Below are 16,528 nucleotides of genomic sequence, written 5' to 3' on the forward strand. Positions count from 1 at the left end.
GGGTACGGGAGTCCGGGCGGGAGCCGCTCGGGGCGCCCTGGCTGCGACACCTTGGACGGGCGCCGCGAGCGGCTCCGGCCCGGACGGTCTGCGGCTCTCGGAGCTACTGGGCACGCACGGCGGAGACCACCGGCTCGCCTTCGTTCACCGAGGGGTGCCGACGCGCCGCCTGAAGGGCGACGGCCGCTCCGCGCAGCGCCGCCCAGTGCGGTGCGGGCGCCGGGCGGACGCTGGTGCGCAGCTCCATGGCCAGGCGGTAGGCGATGTCCGGCCGCAGCGCGCCACCGCCGACCAGCAGCGGGCCCCGGTCCAGTGCGTCGACCGTGCCCGCCGCGTCGGCGTCCCGCAGCAGCTGGGTCACCATGCCGGCCACGGCGTCGGCGATCAGCGCGGCGGGCCGGTCGCGGCCGAGGTCGGCGGTGCCGACCTCGGCCCGCCGGGCGCCCACCACCGTCCCGTCGGTGAGCACCGCCACCTCGGTGAGGTGCGCGCCGACGTCGACCACCAGCAGCGACCGGCCGCCGGGCGGCTCGTCGGGGCAGCCCACGGCAGCGGCCTTCACGCTGTCGAGGGTCAGTACCGACCGGGGCTCCAGCACCTCCAGCGCGGCCAGCGCGGCGGCGTGGTCGGCGGGCTCGGTGAGCACCGGCCCGGAGAGCACCACCAGCGGCCGGCGTCGCCGCCGGCTGACGTGGCGGCCCAGCAGCAGGCCGAGCATCCGGGAGCACTGCTCGACGTCGACCACCCGCCCACGCCGCACCGGATAGCACGGGCCGTCCGGGGAGAGCGCCACGCTGGGGACGTCCGCGACGACGCCCCGGCCCGGCATCCAGGCCCGGGTGCGGGAGCTGCCCAGGTCGATGGCGATCCCCGGGCAGAGCCCCAGCACCGGCGAGGGCGTCTCGTCGAGCACCTGCCGCAGGCCGGGGAGGATCATCGCCCGGCCTCCCGCACCAGGTGGCACCGCACGCAGTAGCGCGCCTGCGGCACGATCTCCAGCCGGGCCTGCGCGATGGGCTTGCCGCACAGCTCGCAGGCGCCGTACCGGCCGGTGTCCATGCGGGCCAGCGCGGCTTCCACGTCCTCCAGCACCATGCGGGCCGAGGCGAGCAGCTGGTGGTGGACCTCCAGCTGACCGGACTCCGGCTGGCCCGACTCCAACGGGCCGGACGCCGACTCGCCCGGCATCGCCTGCCCGGACCGGGCGATGCCGACCGGGACCATGGCGGACTCCTGGAGCTGCTGCAGCCGGAACCGGCGCTGCTCCTCCAGCGACTCCCGCAGCCGGTCCAGGGTGCGGCGGGGCAGACGGGACTCGGCAGCGCGGGTGACCTGGTCGTTGCTCACGGCTTCACGTCCTCCGGGCGAGAGGCGGGCAGGGGAGGTCGGCCTACCGCGGAAGGCAGCCGACGCAGCAGCGGGCGTAGGGCAGGATCTCCAGCCGCTCCACCGGGATCGGCTGCGAGCAGGTCTGGCAGACGCCGTAGACGCCCTCGTCCAGCCGGTGCTGGGCGGCGGTGATCTCCTCCAGCACATTGCGGATCGCCGTGGTCTGGGCAGCCATCAGCTGGTCCGAGCCGTCCGGCTCGGACTCCTCGATCGCGGTGAGCTGCACCAGCCGCGTGTTGCGCTCGCGCTCCAGCCACTGCTTCGCATCGTGCGTGGTGATGCGGTTCTGCTGGTACGTGCGTGCGGTCTCCGTCGACATCCGCTTCCTCCCATGGGCGCCGGCGGGCCGAAGGGCCCGGTCAGGTAGTGACTCCACCCTCCTCGACCGGGGCCGCTCCGACCATCGGTGCCGCCACCCATATCGGGTGGGGGGCGGGCTGTACCCGGACGGCCCGGCGGACGGCCGGGCGCGGGCCGGTATGGCGGTCGGCCCGGTTCGACGTACGGTGCGTCGGGGCGACAAGCTGGACCCACATCGGGCCCACATCGCAGAACCGGAGGAGGTCGCGGAGACGGTGTCCCTGTTCTGGCGGATCTTCCTGCTCAACGCCGTGGTGCTGGCCGCGGCCACCGCGCTGCTGCTCTGGGCGCCGGTCACGGTGTCGGTGCCCATTGTGCTCACCGAGGCGGTGGTGCTCACCGGCGGCATGGTCGCCATGCTGCTCGCCAATGCCGTGCTGCTGCGCATCGGACTGGCCCCGCTGGACCGGCTGACCCGCCTGATGACCAGGATCGACCTGCTGCGGCCCGGCCAGCGGCTGCCGGTGACCGGCCGTGGCGAGATCGCCGACGTGGTGCGGACCTTCAACGAGATGCTGGACCGGCTGGAGGCCGAGCGCGGCGACAGCAACGCCCGCGCGCTCTCCGCCCAGGAGTCCGAGCGCCGCCGGATCGCCCGGGAGCTGCACGACGAGGTCGGCCAGAGCCTCACGGCGGTGCTGCTGGAGCTGAAGCGGCTCGGCGACCGGGTCCCCGAGGAGCTGGGCGCGGACCTGCGGGACGCCCAGGAGACCACCCGCGCCAGCCTGGACGAGGTACGCCGGCTCGCCCGCCGGCTGCGCCCCGGCGTCCTGGACGACCTCGGCCTGGTCGCCGCCCTCACCGCGCTCACCACCGAGTTCCGCACCCACACCGGGCTCGACGTCCGCCGCCGCTTCGACCCCGACCTGCCGCCGCTGCCCAATGAGGCCGAGCTGGTGCTGTACCGCGTCGTCCAGGAGAGCCTGACCAATGTCGCCCGCCACGCGGACGCCACCGGCGCCGAGGTCGCGCTGCGCCGCACCCCCGCCGGGGTGGCGCTGCGCATCCGCGACGACGGCCGGGGTCTCGGCCGCTCCAAGGAGGGCTCCGGCATCCGCGGCATGCGGGAACGGGCCCTCTTCGTCAGCGCGGACTTCACCATAAGCACCATGGATGGGGGCGGCACCGAGGTCTCCCTGCATGTGCCCGCCCTCGACAGGAGCAGCTGACCGATGCCGAACGCGCCCCAGACCACCCCCCAGACCACCCCCCAGACCACCCCGCAGACCACCCCGCAGCCCCGGAAGACCCGCATCCTGCTCGCCGACGACCATGTGCTGGTCCGGCGCGGCGTGCGGCTGATCCTGGACGGGGAGCCCGACCTCCAGGTGGTGGCCGAGGCCGGCGACGGCGCCGAGGCCATCGAGCTGGCCCGCGCCCAACCGGTCGACCTGGCCGTGCTGGATGTCGCCATGCCCCGGATGACCGGACTCCAGGCGGCCCGCGAACTCTCCCGGCTCCAGCCCGGCCTGCGCATCCTGATGCTCACCATGTACGACAACGAGCAGTACTTCTTCGAGGCGCTCAAGGCCGGGGCCTGCGGCTATGTCCTGAAGTCGGTCGCCGACCGGGACCTGGTGGAGGCATGCCGGGCGGCCATGCGCGGCGAGTCCTTCCTCTACCCGGGCGCGGTCACCGCCCTGATCCGCAACTACCTGGACCGGGTGCGGCAGGGCGAGGACCTGCCCGAGCGGATGCTTACCGCCCGCGAGGAGGAGATCCTCAAGCTGGTCGCCGAGGGCCACTCCTCCAAGGACATCGCACAGACCCTCTTCATCAGCGTCAAGACGGTCGAGCGGCACCGGGCCAACATGCTCCAGAAGCTCGGCCTGCGCGACCGGCTGGAGCTCACCCGCTACGCCATCCGGGCCGGTCTGATCGAGCCCTGACCCTCGCCGCCCCGACCCCACCGCCCGGGCGACAGTGGTGTACGGCCGGTACGAGCCTTACCTTTGGAGGGCCCGCCACCACGCCCGCACCCCGAGGAGCACCGTGCCCGCCGTCCGGCCCGACACCGCAGCAGACCGCCGAGCCGCAGCCGTCCCGGCCGCACCCGGCGGCCCGCCGCCGCACCGGCTGCCGACGCTGGACCTGCTGCTGCTCGCGATCTCCGTCGGCGGGATCTCCCTCTCCGCGCCGCTGATCAGCGCCACCGCCGCCCCCGCCCTGGCCATCGCCTTCTGGCGGAACACCATGGCGGTGGGCGTGCTCGGCCCGTACGCGCTGCTGCGGCACCGCGCCGAGCTGCGCCGGATCGGCCGCCGCGCGCTGCTGCTGACGCTGGCCGCGGGTCTCCTGCTGGCCCTGCACTTCGCGCTCTGGCTGCCCAGTCTGCGGATGACCTCGGTGGCGTCCTCCACCGCGCTGGTCACCACCACCCCGCTCTGGGCGACCCTGATCATGCGGCTGCGCGGCCGACGCGCGCCGCTGACCGTCTGGATCGGCACCTGCATCGCCTTCAGCGGCGTCCTGGTCCTCACCGGGGTCGACCTCACGCTCTCGTCGCGCGCCCTGGCCGGCGACGCGCTGGCGCTGGCCGCCGGACTGGCGGCGGCCGGCTATCTGCTGCTGGGCGCGGAGGTCCGCCGTACGGTCTCCACCACCGCGTACACGCTGGTCTGCTACGCCACCACGGCGGTGCTGCTGCTGGTCGCCGCGCTGGCCTCCGGCGCGGCGCTCGGCGGCTGGGACGCCGGGACCTGGTGGAAGCTGGTGCTGCTCACCGCGACCGCGCAACTGCTCGGCCACTCGCTGAGCAACCGGGTGGTGCGCACCCTCGGCGCCTCGGTCACCTCCACCGCGATCCTGCTGGAGACCCCGGGCGCGGCCCTGATCGCCGCCGTCTGGCTGGGCCAGCTGCCGCCGGTCGCCGCCTACCCGGCGGTGGCGCTGATCCTGGCCGGTCTGGTGCTGGTGATCCGCACCAACCGGCGCGGCTGAATGGCGGGCCCGGTGCCCCCCTGTAGCCCCGGGCCCGCCTCGCCTGTCAGGCCAGCCAGTCGGTGTCGGTGGCCAGCAGCCGGTTCTTGGCGTCATACAGCTTGATCGACGCCGCGCTGGTGCCGGGCCGCTTCGCCACCGCGAACCAGCGGATCGGCGAGTCCGCCACGGTGACCGGTACGGGCTGATCCACGGTGCCGTCCCGCCAGGTCACCCTGATCCGGGCGACATCCGGCCGGACGCCGGCCAGCAGCACCGGCGTACGGCCCATCTCGGCGCCCTTGAAGCCCAGCAGGGTGCCCTCAAGCGCGTCGTGGGGAGGGGTGCGCAGCGCGCCCGCGCCGAGCACCCCCGGCGCCGATGTGGTGTGCACCGAGTCGTCCACCAGGCGCTTGCCGTCCACCGTGAGGTACAGCTCGACCAGGTCCTCGCCCGGGCGGAAGCCCAGCCGGACATCCTCCTCGGTGGGTTTCGGCAGGTGCGGGATGGCGGCGTGGCGGCGCTCCCAGAGCAGGTCGGCCTGCTGCCGCGCCTGGGCCAGGTCGCGGGCGGCGGGCCAGAGTGCGGCCCATGCCTTCCACTCCCGGCCCTCGGAGCGGCCGTGCGCCAGCACCACCGACGTGGGCTCCAGCGGGTCGCGGGTGGGCGCCGCCGGGCTCCGGGTGGACGGCGCGCTGCCGTCGGCCGCCGTCGGCCCGGCCGTCCCGGAGGCGGCCACCCGCAGCTCGTGCGGCCGTTCGCCGCTGCCGGTCAGCGCCACCCCGCCGGCGGTCGCCAGGACCACTGCGGCGACCGTCCCCGCCACCGTCAGCCGGCGCCGGGCCCGGCGCCGCCGCCCGCCGCCGAGCACCGCCTCATACGGTGGGCTGCCGACCTCCAACTCGACCGCCAGCTCGGCCAGTCGGCGGCCGACCACGGCCTCCGGCCCGTCCTCCCCTGCCGCCGGTCGCTCATCGAACGCTCTCATGCCGCACCTCCCACGCGTGTCTCCACAGCAGCCGACGGAAGGGCGGAGCGAAGCTTCGCCAGCCCCTTCGACGCCTGGCTCTTGACCGTGCCCACCGAGCAGCCCATGGCCAGCGCTGTCTGGCTCTCGCTCAGGTCCTCCCAGTAGCGCAGCACCACGGCCTGCCGCTGCCGAGGCGGCAGGCTCGTCAGGGCGTGCATCAGCGCCGCCCGCTCGTCCAGCTGCGCGAAGCCGTCCCGTCCCGGATGGTCCGGGACGGCGGTGACCAGCTGCTCGCGCGGGCGCCTTCGGAACCGGCGGGCGTGCTCATTGACCAGGATCCGCCGGACATAGGCGTCCGGGTCGTCCGCCCGCCGTACCCGACCCCAGGCCACATAGGCCCGCTCCAGCGCCGACTGGACCAGGTCCTCGGCCGTGTGCCGGTCCCCGGCCAGCAGATACGCGGTACGCAGCAGGCGCGGCCAGCGGCCGGTGACAAACCCGTGGAACTCCTCGTCCCGTTCGGTGTCCTGCGCTCTCATGGGCACCTCCTCACTCCTGTGGAGTCCAAGGAGGTGCCGGACCGTTGCCCGGTGCGCAGAACTGCTCGGTCAGAGCCAGCCGTTGCGGCGGAAGCCCCGGTACATCAGGGCGCAGACCAGCAGGGTGCAGGCCATCAGCACCGGGTAGCCGTACAGGGTGTCCCGCTCCGGCATGAACTGGAAGTTCATCCCCTCCACGCCGGTGATCATGGTCGGCACGGCGAAGATGGCCGCCCAGGCGGTGATCTTGCGCATGTCCTCGTTCTGCGCCACCGACACCTGGGCCAGGTTGGCCTGGAGCAGCGAGTTCAGCAGTTCGTCGAAGGCGGCCACCTGCTCATTGACCCGGGCCAGGTGGTCGGCGACATCGCGGAAGTACTTCTGGATGTCCGGGTCGACCATCCGCATCGGCCGCTCCGAGAGCAGCTGCATCGGCCGCAGCAGCGGCCCGGCCGCCCGCTTGAACTCCAGCACCTCGCGCTTGAGCTGGTACACCCGGCCGATGTCGGAGCTCTTGCGGGTCCTGGAGGCGAAGACCTCGAACTCCGCCTCGTCGACATCGCTCTGCAACTCGTCCACCACCGCGAGGTAGCCGTCGACCACCTGGTCGGCGATGGCGTGCAGCACCGCCGACGGGCCCTTGGCCAGCAGCTCCGTGTCCCCCTCCAGCCGGCGGCGCAGCGCGCGCAGCGAGCCGTGCTCACCATGCCGCACGGTGATGACGAAGTCCTTGCCGGTGAAGACCATCACCTCGCCGGTGGAGACCACCTCGCTGGTGGGGGTGAGCTGGCCGTGCTCCACATAGCGGATGGTCTTGAAGACGGCGAAGAGCACATCGTCGTAGCGCTCCAGCTTGGGCCGCTGGTGGGCATGGACGGCGTCCTCCACGGCCAGCGGGTGCAGCCCGAACCGCTTGGCGATGCCCTCGAACTCGGCCTCGGTGGGCTCATGCAGGCCGATCCAGACAAAGGACCCCTCGGCGCTCTGCTCGCCATTGGCCAGCCGCACCCGGTGCGCGGCCTCGCGCGGGGAACAGGTGTCGCCGACGCGCTTGCCGGCGGAGTACACGGCGCAGTCCACCACTGCGCTGGGAGTCGACTCGGAAAGGGTGCCGTCGAAGGCGGCAACGCCACGGCGGCGGTGCGGACGGACGACGGCGCGCAGGTCGCGGATCATCGACATGGCGGGCTCCTTCACGGGCAGGGCCGTCGACTGCCGGCGGGGCGGTGGGGGCCCGCCCCAGCGGGATGCCGGGAGTGCGGCGGCGGTGAACGCCTGGCGGTGGTGCCGGCCGATCTGAGGAATCGTCATGGCACCCGGGGCGGCGCCCTCCCGTCCGGTGGTGCATGCCCGGTCACGCGGGGCGTCGGCACCTCGGGCGCAGCAGAAGGCCGTGAGCACTCCCGATCCGGGAGGAGGGAACGCCGGGGAGCCGGAGCCGGCGGAGGCTCACTGCTGCGCGGGGTTCGACTGCTGTCAGGGCTTCAGATCCGAGGAAGACGGCCGCAGGGCACCGGTACGGGAGAGCTGCCGGTACTGCACGGTCGGCTGGTATCCACCCGCAACCACCTCCCTCGGCCGGTCCCCGCTGGGGGAATGCCTGGTCCCGCACTGCGCGCGGTGCGCGCCGCTGCCCTTGCCCCGTGGACTGCCGCCGCCTGGTTTCACCCGCTCCTCGGCCGGGTAGGCCGTGGTGCATCGACCCCGTCAGGGGTCCCTTTGGCGTGTCCGCTTCGTGGGCCAGCGACCCACCCTATCAGGTGAAGCGACAGCCGTGCGGTAGGACGGCCGTACAAGCCCTTCCTCAGTCTGCCCGATAACCTCGCCCGTATGGCCTTCCATGACCCAGGCTTTGCCGACGGCCCGGATCCGCTCTCCCGCGACGCCGTGCTGGCCGCCGTGGAGGCCCGGCTGCTCACCGCCTTCGGGGAGCCGACCGGGCGGGCCGCCGTCACCTTCCTCGGTGCCGACCGGATCGAGGTGCTGCGCTTCGGACCCGGAGGCGCCGGAGACCCCGGAGACGCCGGAGGCCCCGCCGACGCCGCGCTGGTGAGGTACGCCACCCTGGGCATGGCCGCCGCGCCCATGGCCGACCCCACCGCGGCCGTCACCGACCCGGTGCGCGGGCCGCGCGCGGAGCTGCTGCTCTCGGTGCGCGGCGGCCGGGACGACGTGCTCCGCACCCTGGCCGTGCTGGCGGCCACCCCGCAGGTCGAGGGCCTGGTCGTGGCACCGGGCGCCGCCCTGGACGTCGGCGGTCCGCTCTGGGCGGGCGCCCCGTTCCACTCCGTCCTGGTCGCCGAGCCCGGCGGCCTGGTGGCGGACCTGGAGCTGGACACGCCGGCCGACCCGGTGCGCTTTCTGCCGCTGCTCCCCATGACCCCGAACGAGGCCGCGTACAAGCGCGTCCATGGAGCGGCGGCCCTCCAGGACCGCTGGCTGCGGCACGCCACCGACCTGCGCGACCCTCGGCGCCGCGCGGTGGAGCTGGACTGACGCGCGGTCGGCCGGCGGGTCTCCGTCAGGAGGCGTCGCGGACGAAGGCGAGGACGCCGTCGGCGACCAGCTGCACCGCGATGGCGGAGAGCAGCAGACCGGAGAGACGGGTGACCAGGACCACACCGCCCTCCTTGATGACCCGGATGACGATCAGCGAGTAGCGCATCGTCAGCCACATCACCACGTGCATCAGCACGATGGCCGTCCACACCGCGACCTGCTGCCCGGCGCCGTGCGCACCCTGGACCGCCAGGATCACGGCGACGATGGCGCCGGGACCGGCCAGCAGCGGGGTGCCCAGCGGGACCAGGGCGACATTGACCTCCTTGGTCTGGGTGGGCTCCTCGATCTTGCCGGTGAGCAGGTCCAGCGCGATCAGCAGAAGCAGCAGTCCGCCGGAGACCTGGAGCGCCGGGATCGAGACATGCAGATAGTCCAGGATCTGGTGGCCGAAGAGGCCGAACGCGGTGATCACCCCGAGGGCCACCGCAGCGGCCTGCCAGGCCATCCGGCGCTGGGTGCGGGCGGCGCGGCCGGAGGTGAGGGCCAGGAAGATGGGGATGGTGCCCGGCGGGTCCATGATCACGAAGAGGGTGACGAAGAGCGACCCGAAGGTCGCGACGTCGAAGAGGGCCATGGGTCGTTGCTCGCAGGTCTCGTGTCGCTCGGGCCCGGGGGCGGGCCTCGGTGTGCTGATGGTCGGTGAGGGGGCCGGTCGGGGAGGGCCCCGGCGCACGTCGGCGGCCCGCGCCGGGGTCGGCGGGCGCGGGTCGGGCGGTCCGGGTCGGGTCGAGTCGGGTAGCCCGGGTCGGGTAGCCCGGGTCGGGTAGCCCGGGTCGGGTAGCCCGGGTCGGGTAGCCCGGGTCGGGTAGCCCGGGTCGGGTGGTGAGGGGCCGGTCAGGCGGTGAGCGGCTTGGCGCCGGTGGCCTGGGCCACCAGCTCCTCGTAGACGCCCGGGTCGGTGGTGAACTCGCCGAGCCGCACCGTCTTGCGGCTGCCGTGGTAGTCGCTGGAGCCGGTGACCAGCAGGCCGAGGTCGGCGGCCAGGCCGCGCAGCCGGGCCCGGGTCGGCTCGTCGTGGTCCATGTGGTCGACCTCCAGGCCCGCCAGTCCGGCCGCCGCCAGTTCGGCGATCACCTGGTCCGGCACCGTGCGGCCCCGCTTGACGGCGCCCGGGTGGGCGAAGACCGGGACGCCCCCGGCGGCGCGCACCAGGCGCACCGCCTCGACCGGGTCCAGCTCGTGCTTCCGCACATCGGCCCGGCCGCCGTTGGCCAGCCACTCCAGGGTGAAGGCGTCGCCGACGGTGGGCACCACGCCGGCCTCGACCAGGGCGCTGGCGATATGCGGGCGGCCGACCGCGCCGCCGCCCGCGATCCGGCGTACCTGGTCCCAGCTGATCGGCGCCCCGAGCGCACGGCACCGCTCCACGACGGCCTCGCCACGGCGGAAGCGGTCGGTGCGGACCAGCTCGCGTTCGCGGGCGAGGTCGGGCTCCTCGGGGTCGAAGAGGTAGGCCAGCAGATGCATGCTGATGCCCTCGACCCGGCAGGACAGCTCGGCGCCGGTCACCAGCGTCAGCGTGCCCGGGGCCAGGGCGCGCAGCGCGGCGGCGGCCTCGGCGTGCCCGGAGACGGTGTCGTGGTCGGTGAGGGCCACCACGTCGAGCCCGGCGCGTACCGCAGCGGTGACCAGCTCCGCCGGGGAGTCGGTCCCGTCCGAGGCGTTGCTGTGGGCGTGCAGGTCGATGCGCACGGCGGGGGCTCCTGGGGGCGCTGCGGGGGAGGGGCGGCACCAGGATAGCGCGAGGGCGGAAGGAATCGGCGGGCGAGACCTGCAATTTATCCTGTCATCTGCGCCACACGCAGAAGATCTTAAGGTGAATCTCCTGATTCAGGAGAGAATCCTCGGCGAGAGTGCCCCGCAGGGAAGCAGCTCCAGTTCGGCCCCGGCGTCCCGCAGATCGGTGAGCACCAGCTCGTCGTACATCAGCATCCCGGACCGCTCGGGCCAGGCGACGGCCCAGATCCAGAGCCCCATCGCCTCGCCCACGAAGACCGCGCGGTCGTCCGGGGTGTGCGGGAGGTGCCACATCGGGGTGGGGCGGCCGGCGGCCAGCAGCTTGGCGTCCGGCGGCTTGTCCAGGGAGATGGCGTCGCCCGGGTCGGGGCCGGTGATCCCGGCGTACCGGGCGCCCAGACCCACGCCCAGCTCCTCGGCGACCAGCACCAGCTCGCCGAAGCCGCCCAGCGGGCCGGGCCCGGAGCAGGCCACGGCGGTGGCCCGGGCGCCCGAGAGGTCGTCGCCCGCATGGGCGATGCCGGTGTAGAGCCACCCCACGGGCAGCGGCCAGGGCATCCAGACGGGCACCTGGGAGCGCGCCACCGCCACGGCCAGCGCCTCGATGCTGGGCGGTACCACCGGTTGCAGGGGGTGGACGGCGCCGTGGGTGTCGCACTGCCAGGTGTCGGAGAAGAGGCCGGGGGCGCGGACGCGTCCTCCGCACCTCGGACAACTGGGCTCGCCCCTCATAGCCGTCAACGGTCCTCCGTCGAACGGGGCGCGTCAAGGACGATCACCCGACCGGGTCATTTCCGCAGGTCGGGGAGGGTGTCGCAGGGAGGGTTGTGTTATGCAACTGGTGTAGTTACCATCAATTAGCCAAGCTAAGAATCTCCGGAAGGGAAATGCCGCATGAGCACCGAGCCAGGTCCGGCCACCGGCCACCGCGGCGCGCAGTCCGGCATCCTGCGCCAGCCGATGGCCGTCTGGGCCACGGCCGGCGCCGCCGTCGTCGCCTTCATGGGCATCGGGCTCGTCGACCCGATCCTGCCCTCCATCGCCAAGGGGCTGGACGCCACCCCGAGCCAGGTGTCGCTGCTCTTCACCAGCTACTTCCTGATCACCGCCGTCGCCATGCTGGTCACCGGCTTCGTCTCCAGCCGGATCGGCGGCCGGAAGACCCTGCTGGCCGGCCTCGCCCTGGTGGTCGTCTTCGCCGCGCTGGCCGGCACCTCCGACACGGTGGGCCAGCTGGTCGGCTTCCGGGCCGGCTGGGGTCTCGGCAATGCGCTCTTCGTCTCCACCTCACTGGCGGTGATCGTGGGCGCCGCCAGCGGCGGCAGCGAGTCGGCGATCCTGCTCTATGAGTCCGCGCTCGGCCTCGGCATGGCCTGCGGTCCGCTGCTCGGCGCCCTGCTCGGCAACGCCAGCTGGCGCTACCCCTTCTTCGGCACCGCCACCCTGATGGCCGTCGGCTTTGTCGCCATCGCGGCGCTGCTCAAGGAGCAGCCCAAGCCCGCCCGGCGGACCGGCCTCAGCGAACCGATCAAGGCGCTGGCCCACGGCGGTCTGGCGACCACCGCAGCCAGCGCGTTCTTCTACAACTACGCCTTCTTCACCGTGCTGGCCTTCTCGCCGTTTGTGCTGGACATGAGCCCGTACCGGAGCGGCGGGGTCTTCTTCGCCTGGGGGGTGCTGCTCGCCGTCTTCTCGGTGCTGGTGGCCCCGCGCCTCCAGCAGCGGTTCGGGTCGGTCCGGGTGCTCGGCACCTCGCTGGTGCTGATGGCCGCCGACCTGATGCTGCTCGGCTACGGTTCGCACGGCGCGGCCGTCGCCGCCACCATCGCCTCCGGTGCCTTCATCGGCATGAACAACACCGTCTACACCGAGCTGGCGCTGGAGATCTCCGACGCGCCCCGGCCGGTCGCCTCGGCGGGCTACAACTTCGTCCGCTGGTTCGCCGCCGCAGCCGCCCCGTTCCTGGCTCCCAAGCTGGAGGAGCGCTTCGATGTGCACGCGCCCTTCACGGTGGCGGCGGTGGCCGCCGTCGCGGCCATGCTGATCGCCGTGGTGCGCCGGGCCCATCTGCGCCGCGACGCCGTGCACGAGGAGCGGGTGGTGGGGGCCCATGACCCGCTGGCGGTGGAGCTGGCCGCCGGGCAGCCGCGCTGAGGCGCCCCCGTCCCGTCCCCCGCCGTCTGGTCCCCCCGCCGGCTGGCAGACGCAGGACGCCCCGCCACCGTGCATACGGTGGCGGGGCGTCGGTGCCGCTGCGGCGCGGGTGCCGTCAGGCGGTCGGGCACGGGCGGATGTAGAGGCGCTCACCGGTGGCGGCGGCGGTCTCGACAAGCTCACGTACGGTGTCGGCATCGGCGATGAGGCGGTCCGTCGCGACGCCGTCTGCGTCGTCCAGTCGCATGATCTCGAAGCGCATGGGCTCTCCCTTCCTGGCCTCTCACGAGGAGCGGATGGTGCCGGCAAGGCTCCCCCCACGGTCACGGTGCCGTGCTACTGCTTCGTTGCGGTTGCCCGTCCGTTAAGTCCGGGTTTCGCACATCCTCTACCGGAAGGTAGGAAAGCGCGACCTGAACGCGCGCGGGTGAGGGATGGAGCCGAGGTGTTCACGGGGGCCAACGCAATATTTGGGTGCGTTGATTCCCGAACACCTCAAATTTTACCCTGACTAACGAAAAGTTGCCCAGAAATCCAGCAGCGCACGGGCCGTCTCGGCGGGGCGTTCGGCGTTGGGGGAGTGGCCGGAGCCCTCGATGACCACCCGGCGGGCGCCGAGCCGCTCCGCCATCGCGGACTGCCAGGGGACCGGCCAGGCGTAGTCCCGGTCACCGGAGAGCACCAGCTTGGGCAGGGCCGCGGCGGCCAGCTCCGGTACCCGGTCCGGCTCCGCGATCAGCCGCCTGCCCATGGCCGCCAGCGACTGCGGCACATTGGAGACCCAGCGCCGGTGCAGAAACGCGGCCACCTCGGGCGCCGGCGGCTCGACCTGGTCGCCGCTGCCCTCCTCCATCTCCTTCATCACCTGCCAGATCGCCTCCAGGTCCAGCACCGTGAGGGCGTCCAGCAGCAGCTTGGTACGCGCCGCTTCATTGGGCTCGATCGCGGCCGGGCCGGTGCTGAGCAGCGTCAGCGAGCGCCAGGGGGCGGGCTCGCCGGCCGCCAGCACCGCTTCCCGGACGACATATCCGCCGAACGAGTGACCGAGCAGATGTGGCGGACCGCTCTCGGCGGCCACCGCCTCGGTGAGCGCCAGGACGTCCAGGCCCAGCTCCGGCAGCTGGTACGCCGCCTCGTCGGCCGGGCCGCCGGTCTCGTGCTGGCCCCGCTGGTCCACCGCCACCACGCGGACGCCGGCTGCGGAGAGCGGCTCCAGGAGGGCGATGAAGTCCTCCTTGCTGCCGGTGAAGCCGGGCACCAGCAGCGCGGTGGCGCGCAGCGGGCCGTCGGGCAGCGCCTCCAGCGCGGCGAAGGTGCCGCGGGTGGTGTCCAGGCGGACCGCCCGGGCGCAGCGCGGAAGGGTCAGAAAGGGCGGCGTGCTCATCGGTCTCCGCCGGTCTCGGGTGCGGTCGGGCTCGGGTACGGGTCGTGAGAGCCCGTGTCCCGAGCGTCATCATGCCCCGTACCGGCCCGGTGTCCCGCACAGGGCGGTCCGAGGCCGTTCCGCGCGTCGCCCCCTGCGGCCGTGGGTGCGGCGGCAGGGGGCGACGCGGGGTGCCCGTACGGCTTGGTGCTCAGCCCTCGGACGGCGCGGCCTCCCCGGCCGCCGCAGGGCGGCGGGTGCGGCGACGCCGGCGCGGGGCGGCGTCGGCCTCGGTCGCTGCCTCGGCCGGGGCCTCGGCCTTGGCCTTGGCCGGGGCTTCCGCTACGGCGGTGGCGGTCGGGGCGTCCGCCGTGGCGGTGCCCGCCGAGCCGGAGCCCCGGCTGCGGCGACGGCGGCGCGGGGCCGCGCTGCCCTCGGCGGCCGGGGTGTCGGTCGGGGCGGTCTCGGCGGCGGCCTTGGCGTCCTCGACCACCTGCTCGGGCGCGGCGGTGCCGTCCGCCGTCATCCCGCCACGGGTGCGGCGGCGCTGGCGGGTACGGGGCGGACGCTCCTCCTCCGGAGCGGAGTCCGAGGCGGCGGGCCCGTCGGAGCCGCGCTTGCCGGGACGTCCACCGCGCGGGCGGTCGCCGCCCCGGTCGCTGCCCCGGCCGCGCTCGCGGCCGCGTCCACCGGTCTCGCCGAGGTCCTCGATCTGCTCCGCTCCCAGCCCGGCGCGGGTGCGCTCGGCGCGCGGCAGCACACCGGTGACACCCTCGGCGATGCCCAGCAGCTCATAGAGGTGCGGGGAGGTGGAGTAGGTCTCCTGCGGGTCGTTGAAGGACAGCTCCAGCGCCTTGTTGATCAGCTGCCAGCGCGGGATGTCGTCCCAGTCGACCAGCGTCACTGCGGTGCCGGAGGCCCCGGCGCGGCCGGTGCGGCCGATCCGGTGGAGGTAGGTCTTCTCGTCCTCCGGGCACTGGTAGTTGATCACATGGGTGACGCCCTCGACGTCGATGCCACGGGCGGCGACGTCGGTGCAGACCAGCACGTCCACCTTGCCGTTGCGGAAGGCGCGCAGCGCCTGCTCGCGGGCGCCCTGGCCGAGGTCGCCGTGGACCGCGCCGGCCGCGAAGCCGCGGTGGGTCAGCTGGTCGGCGACATCGGCGGCGGTGCGCTTGGTCCGGCAGAAGATCATCGCCAGTCCCCGGCCGTCGGCCTGGAGGATGCGCGAGACCATCTCGACCTTGTCCAGCGAGTGGGCGCGGAAGATGCGCTGGGTGACGGAGGCCACGGTGGCGCCCTCGTCGTCCGGCGCGGTGGCCCGGATGTGGGTGGGCTGGCGCATGTACCGGCGGGCGAGGCTGATCACCTGGCCCGGCATGGTAGCCGAGAAGAGCATGGTCTGCCGGGTGGCCGGCAGCATGGTGATGATCTTCTCGACGTCGGGCAGAAAGCCCAGGTCGAGCATCTCGTCGGCCTCGTCCAGCACCAGCGCGCGGACCTTGGACAGGTCCAGCTTCCGCTGGCCGGCCAGGTCGAGCAGTCGGCCCGGGGTGCCGACGACCACGTCGACGCCCTTCCTCAGGGCCTCCACCTGGGGCTCGTAGGCACGGCCGCCGTAGACGGCCAGCACCCGGACGTTGCGCACCTTGCCGGCGGTCTGGAGGTCGTTGGTCACCTGCGTGCACAGCTCGCGGGTGGGGACGACGACCAGTGCCTGCGGCGCCTCGGAGAGCTCGGCGGCGGGGTGCCGGCCGGCCTCCACATCGGCGGTGACGACCACCCGGTCGATGAGCGGCAGGCCGAACCCGAGGGTCTTGCCGGTGCCGGTCTTGGCCTGGCCGATGACATCATGGCCGGTCAGCGCGACCGGCAGGGTCATCTCCTGGATGGGAAAGGGAGTGGTGATGCCGACGGCCTCAAGGGCTTCGGCGGTCTCGGGAAGGATCCCCAGGTCTCTGAACGTGGACAGGATGCTGCCTCTTCCGTGTGGGTGGCCGGGAGCGAGGTCGGCGGGCGTCCGGCAGGCCGTACAGCCTGTGGGACGCGCAACCGCGCCGGTCCCTGCGGCCTGCGGGGCGCCGCCGCTCCCGTATGGCGTCCGGCGGGCAGCTCGCACCGCAGGCCGCGAGGTACTGACCCCGGGCGTGCACTGCGACAGCCGTACCGGGCCTGTCGGGCTCGGCGCCCCGTGGCGTCGGGAGATTCCCGCGAAGAGCCCCGGCGCGGGACCGGCGCACTGGCGCGGTCCGCGACGGCCCTCGGTCGGCCACTGAAGCGTTGTCTGGTCGGAGCCGATCGGTCCTCCGACCGGGCATCCGCGTACTGAGTACCCATTGCTCGCATCGGGTGAACACGGCGGGCCTCACTACCACCATACCTGCCGGGCGCCAGTCGGACAGGGGGCCGTGCAGGACGGATCCGGCGGCCGGGCCCGGTCGCGCTACTCCGCCGCAGGTCCGCGCACTACAGTGCGGAGGCATGGACACGCATGGCGATGCCGCGGTGACCGCGGCCGAGGGCAAGGCCGGCCCG

At 73.6% G+C, this 16,528-nt stretch carries 17 protein-coding genes; 5 read left to right on the forward strand and 12 right to left on the reverse strand.

Translation table 11 applies throughout. The features are described 5' to 3' along the window. Nucleotides 1–103 precede the first annotated feature (103 nt). From C7M71_RS19725 to C7M71_RS19735, 3 genes are read right to left on the reverse strand one after another with little or no spacing between them, the layout of a single operon-like run. Complete coding sequence (locus tag C7M71_RS19725) at nt 104–937, reverse strand: rod shape-determining protein (RefSeq protein ID WP_114914448.1); 834 nt, start codon at nt 935–937, stop codon at nt 104–106. Continuing rightward, nucleotides 934–1,347, reverse strand: a complete 414-nt coding sequence (locus C7M71_RS19730) for a TraR/DksA family transcriptional regulator (RefSeq protein ID WP_407675920.1) — start codon at nt 1,345–1,347, stop codon at nt 934–936. The genes C7M71_RS19725 and C7M71_RS19730 overlap by 4 nt, the downstream gene beginning before the upstream one ends. Before the next feature lie 43 nt (nt 1,348–1,390). After that, nucleotides 1,391–1,708: a TraR/DksA family transcriptional regulator gene (locus C7M71_RS19735; RefSeq protein WP_111494751.1), complete on the reverse strand. Its 318-nt coding sequence runs from the start codon at nt 1,706–1,708 to the stop codon at nt 1,391–1,393. 256 nt (nt 1,709–1,964) lie between these two features. Between C7M71_RS19735 and C7M71_RS19740 the strand changes: the two genes are divergently transcribed. From C7M71_RS19740 to C7M71_RS19750, 3 genes are all read left to right on the forward strand, one after another. Further along, nucleotides 1,965–2,918 carry a HAMP domain-containing sensor histidine kinase gene (locus C7M71_RS19740; RefSeq protein WP_111494749.1) on the forward strand — a complete coding sequence of 318 codons (954 nt, stop codon included), beginning with the start codon at nt 1,965–1,967 and terminating at the stop codon, nt 2,916–2,918. 3 nt (nt 2,919–2,921) lie between these two features. After that, nucleotides 2,922–3,638 carry a response regulator gene (locus C7M71_RS19745; protein ID WP_111494747.1) on the forward strand — a complete coding sequence of 239 codons (717 nt, stop codon included), beginning with the start codon at nt 2,922–2,924 and terminating at the stop codon, nt 3,636–3,638. 103 nt (nt 3,639–3,741) lie between these two features. Further along, nucleotides 3,742–4,689 carry a DMT family transporter gene (locus tag C7M71_RS19750; protein WP_111494745.1) on the forward strand — a complete coding sequence of 316 codons (948 nt, stop codon included), beginning with the start codon at nt 3,742–3,744 and terminating at the stop codon, nt 4,687–4,689. A gap of 46 nt (nt 4,690–4,735) precedes the next feature. Here the strand turns inward: C7M71_RS19750 and C7M71_RS19755 are convergent, their stop codons facing one another. The 3 genes from C7M71_RS19755 to C7M71_RS19765 form a co-directional block, all read right to left on the reverse strand. Beyond that, complete coding sequence (locus C7M71_RS19755) at nt 4,736–5,656, reverse strand: hypothetical protein (RefSeq protein ID WP_114914449.1); 921 nt, start codon at nt 5,654–5,656, stop codon at nt 4,736–4,738. Beyond that, a complete protein-coding gene (locus C7M71_RS19760; protein ID WP_111493373.1) occupies nt 5,653–6,177 on the reverse strand; it encodes a SigE family RNA polymerase sigma factor in 525 nt (174 codons plus the stop codon). The genes C7M71_RS19755 and C7M71_RS19760 overlap by 4 nt, the downstream gene beginning before the upstream one ends. Before the next feature lie 69 nt (nt 6,178–6,246). Next, nucleotides 6,247–7,359, reverse strand: coding sequence for a magnesium and cobalt transport protein CorA (locus C7M71_RS19765; protein WP_111493371.1), 1,113 nt, complete (start codon nt 7,357–7,359; stop codon nt 6,247–6,249). Nucleotides 7,360–8,007: 648 nt separating this feature from the next. On the opposite strand from C7M71_RS19765, the gene C7M71_RS19770 reads away from it, so the two are divergent. Further along, on the forward strand, nt 8,008–8,673 hold the full coding sequence (locus C7M71_RS19770; RefSeq protein ID WP_111493369.1) for a suppressor of fused domain protein: 666 nt from the start codon (nt 8,008–8,010) through the stop codon (nt 8,671–8,673). Between the two features lie 25 nt (nt 8,674–8,698). Here the strand turns inward: C7M71_RS19770 and C7M71_RS19775 are convergent, their stop codons facing one another. From C7M71_RS19775 to C7M71_RS19785, 3 genes are all read right to left on the reverse strand, one after another. After that, on the reverse strand, nt 8,699–9,313 hold the full coding sequence (locus C7M71_RS19775) for a MarC family protein (RefSeq protein WP_111493367.1): 615 nt from the start codon (nt 9,311–9,313) through the stop codon (nt 8,699–8,701). Between the two features lie 260 nt (nt 9,314–9,573). After that, on the reverse strand, nt 9,574–10,431 hold the full coding sequence (locus C7M71_RS19780) for a PHP domain-containing protein (protein WP_111493365.1): 858 nt from the start codon (nt 10,429–10,431) through the stop codon (nt 9,574–9,576). A 138-nt stretch (nt 10,432–10,569) separates the two neighbouring features. Then, nucleotides 10,570–11,208 carry a DUF6758 family protein gene (locus C7M71_RS19785; RefSeq protein ID WP_111493363.1) on the reverse strand — a complete coding sequence of 213 codons (639 nt, stop codon included), beginning with the start codon at nt 11,206–11,208 and terminating at the stop codon, nt 10,570–10,572. A 162-nt stretch (nt 11,209–11,370) separates the two neighbouring features. Here C7M71_RS19785 and C7M71_RS19790 point away from each other — a divergent pair, with 162 nt between their 5' ends. Continuing rightward, entirely contained in the window at nt 11,371–12,630 is a 1,260-nt protein-coding gene (locus C7M71_RS19790; protein WP_111493361.1) for an MFS transporter, read from the forward strand. Nucleotides 12,631–12,745: 115 nt separating this feature from the next. On the opposite strand, the gene C7M71_RS31080 is transcribed toward C7M71_RS19790, so the two are convergent. The 3 genes from C7M71_RS31080 to C7M71_RS19800 all read right to left on the reverse strand — a co-directional run bounded on the left by C7M71_RS31080 (nt 12,746) and on the right by C7M71_RS19800 (nt 15,875). Continuing rightward, entirely contained in the window at nt 12,746–12,892 is a 147-nt protein-coding gene (locus C7M71_RS31080) for a hypothetical protein (protein ID WP_175607712.1), read from the reverse strand. A 249-nt stretch (nt 12,893–13,141) separates the two neighbouring features. Next, entirely contained in the window at nt 13,142–14,014 is an 873-nt protein-coding gene (locus C7M71_RS19795; RefSeq protein ID WP_111493359.1) for an alpha/beta fold hydrolase, read from the reverse strand. Nucleotides 14,015–14,204: 190 nt separating this feature from the next. Next, nucleotides 14,205–15,875, reverse strand: a complete 1,671-nt coding sequence (locus C7M71_RS19800; protein ID WP_407675921.1) for a DEAD/DEAH box helicase — start codon at nt 15,873–15,875, stop codon at nt 14,205–14,207. Between the last annotated feature and the right edge of the window lie 653 nt (nt 15,876–16,528).

The sequence above is a fragment of the Peterkaempfera bronchialis genome, from assembly GCF_003258605.2.
In the GTDB taxonomy this organism is placed as follows: Bacteria; Actinomycetota; Actinomycetes; order Streptomycetales; family Streptomycetaceae; genus Peterkaempfera; species Peterkaempfera bronchialis.

Coding starts and splice junctions, on each gene's coding strand:
- C7M71_RS19795 (WP_111493359.1), bottom strand. CDS start 14,014: ATGAGCACGCCGCCCTTTCTGACCCTTCCGCGCTGCGCCCGGGCGGTC.
- C7M71_RS19790 (WP_111493361.1), top strand. CDS start 11,371: ATGAGCACCGAGCCAGGTCCGGCCACCGGCCACCGCGGCGCGCAGTCC.
- C7M71_RS19725 (WP_114914448.1), bottom strand. CDS start 937: ATGATCCTCCCCGGCCTGCGGCAGGTGCTCGACGAGACGCCCTCGCCG.
- C7M71_RS19775 (WP_111493367.1), bottom strand. CDS start 9,313: ATGGCCCTCTTCGACGTCGCGACCTTCGGGTCGCTCTTCGTCACCCTC.
- C7M71_RS19745 (WP_111494747.1), top strand. CDS start 2,922: ATGCCGAACGCGCCCCAGACCACCCCCCAGACCACCCCCCAGACCACC.
- C7M71_RS19755 (WP_114914449.1), bottom strand. CDS start 5,656: ATGAGAGCGTTCGATGAGCGACCGGCGGCAGGGGAGGACGGGCCGGAG.
- C7M71_RS19785 (WP_111493363.1), bottom strand. CDS start 11,208: ATGAGGGGCGAGCCCAGTTGTCCGAGGTGCGGAGGACGCGTCCGCGCC.
- C7M71_RS19765 (WP_111493371.1), bottom strand. CDS start 7,359: ATGTCGATGATCCGCGACCTGCGCGCCGTCGTCCGTCCGCACCGCCGC.
- C7M71_RS19760 (WP_111493373.1), bottom strand. CDS start 6,177: ATGAGAGCGCAGGACACCGAACGGGACGAGGAGTTCCACGGGTTTGTC.
- C7M71_RS19735 (WP_111494751.1), bottom strand. CDS start 1,708: ATGTCGACGGAGACCGCACGCACGTACCAGCAGAACCGCATCACCACG.
- C7M71_RS31080 (WP_175607712.1), bottom strand. CDS start 12,892: ATGCGCTTCGAGATCATGCGACTGGACGACGCAGACGGCGTCGCGACG.
- C7M71_RS19770 (WP_111493369.1), top strand. CDS start 8,008: ATGGCCTTCCATGACCCAGGCTTTGCCGACGGCCCGGATCCGCTCTCC.
- C7M71_RS19800 (WP_407675921.1), bottom strand. CDS start 15,875: ATGACCCTGCCGGTCGCGCTGACCGGCCATGATGTCATCGGCCAGGCC.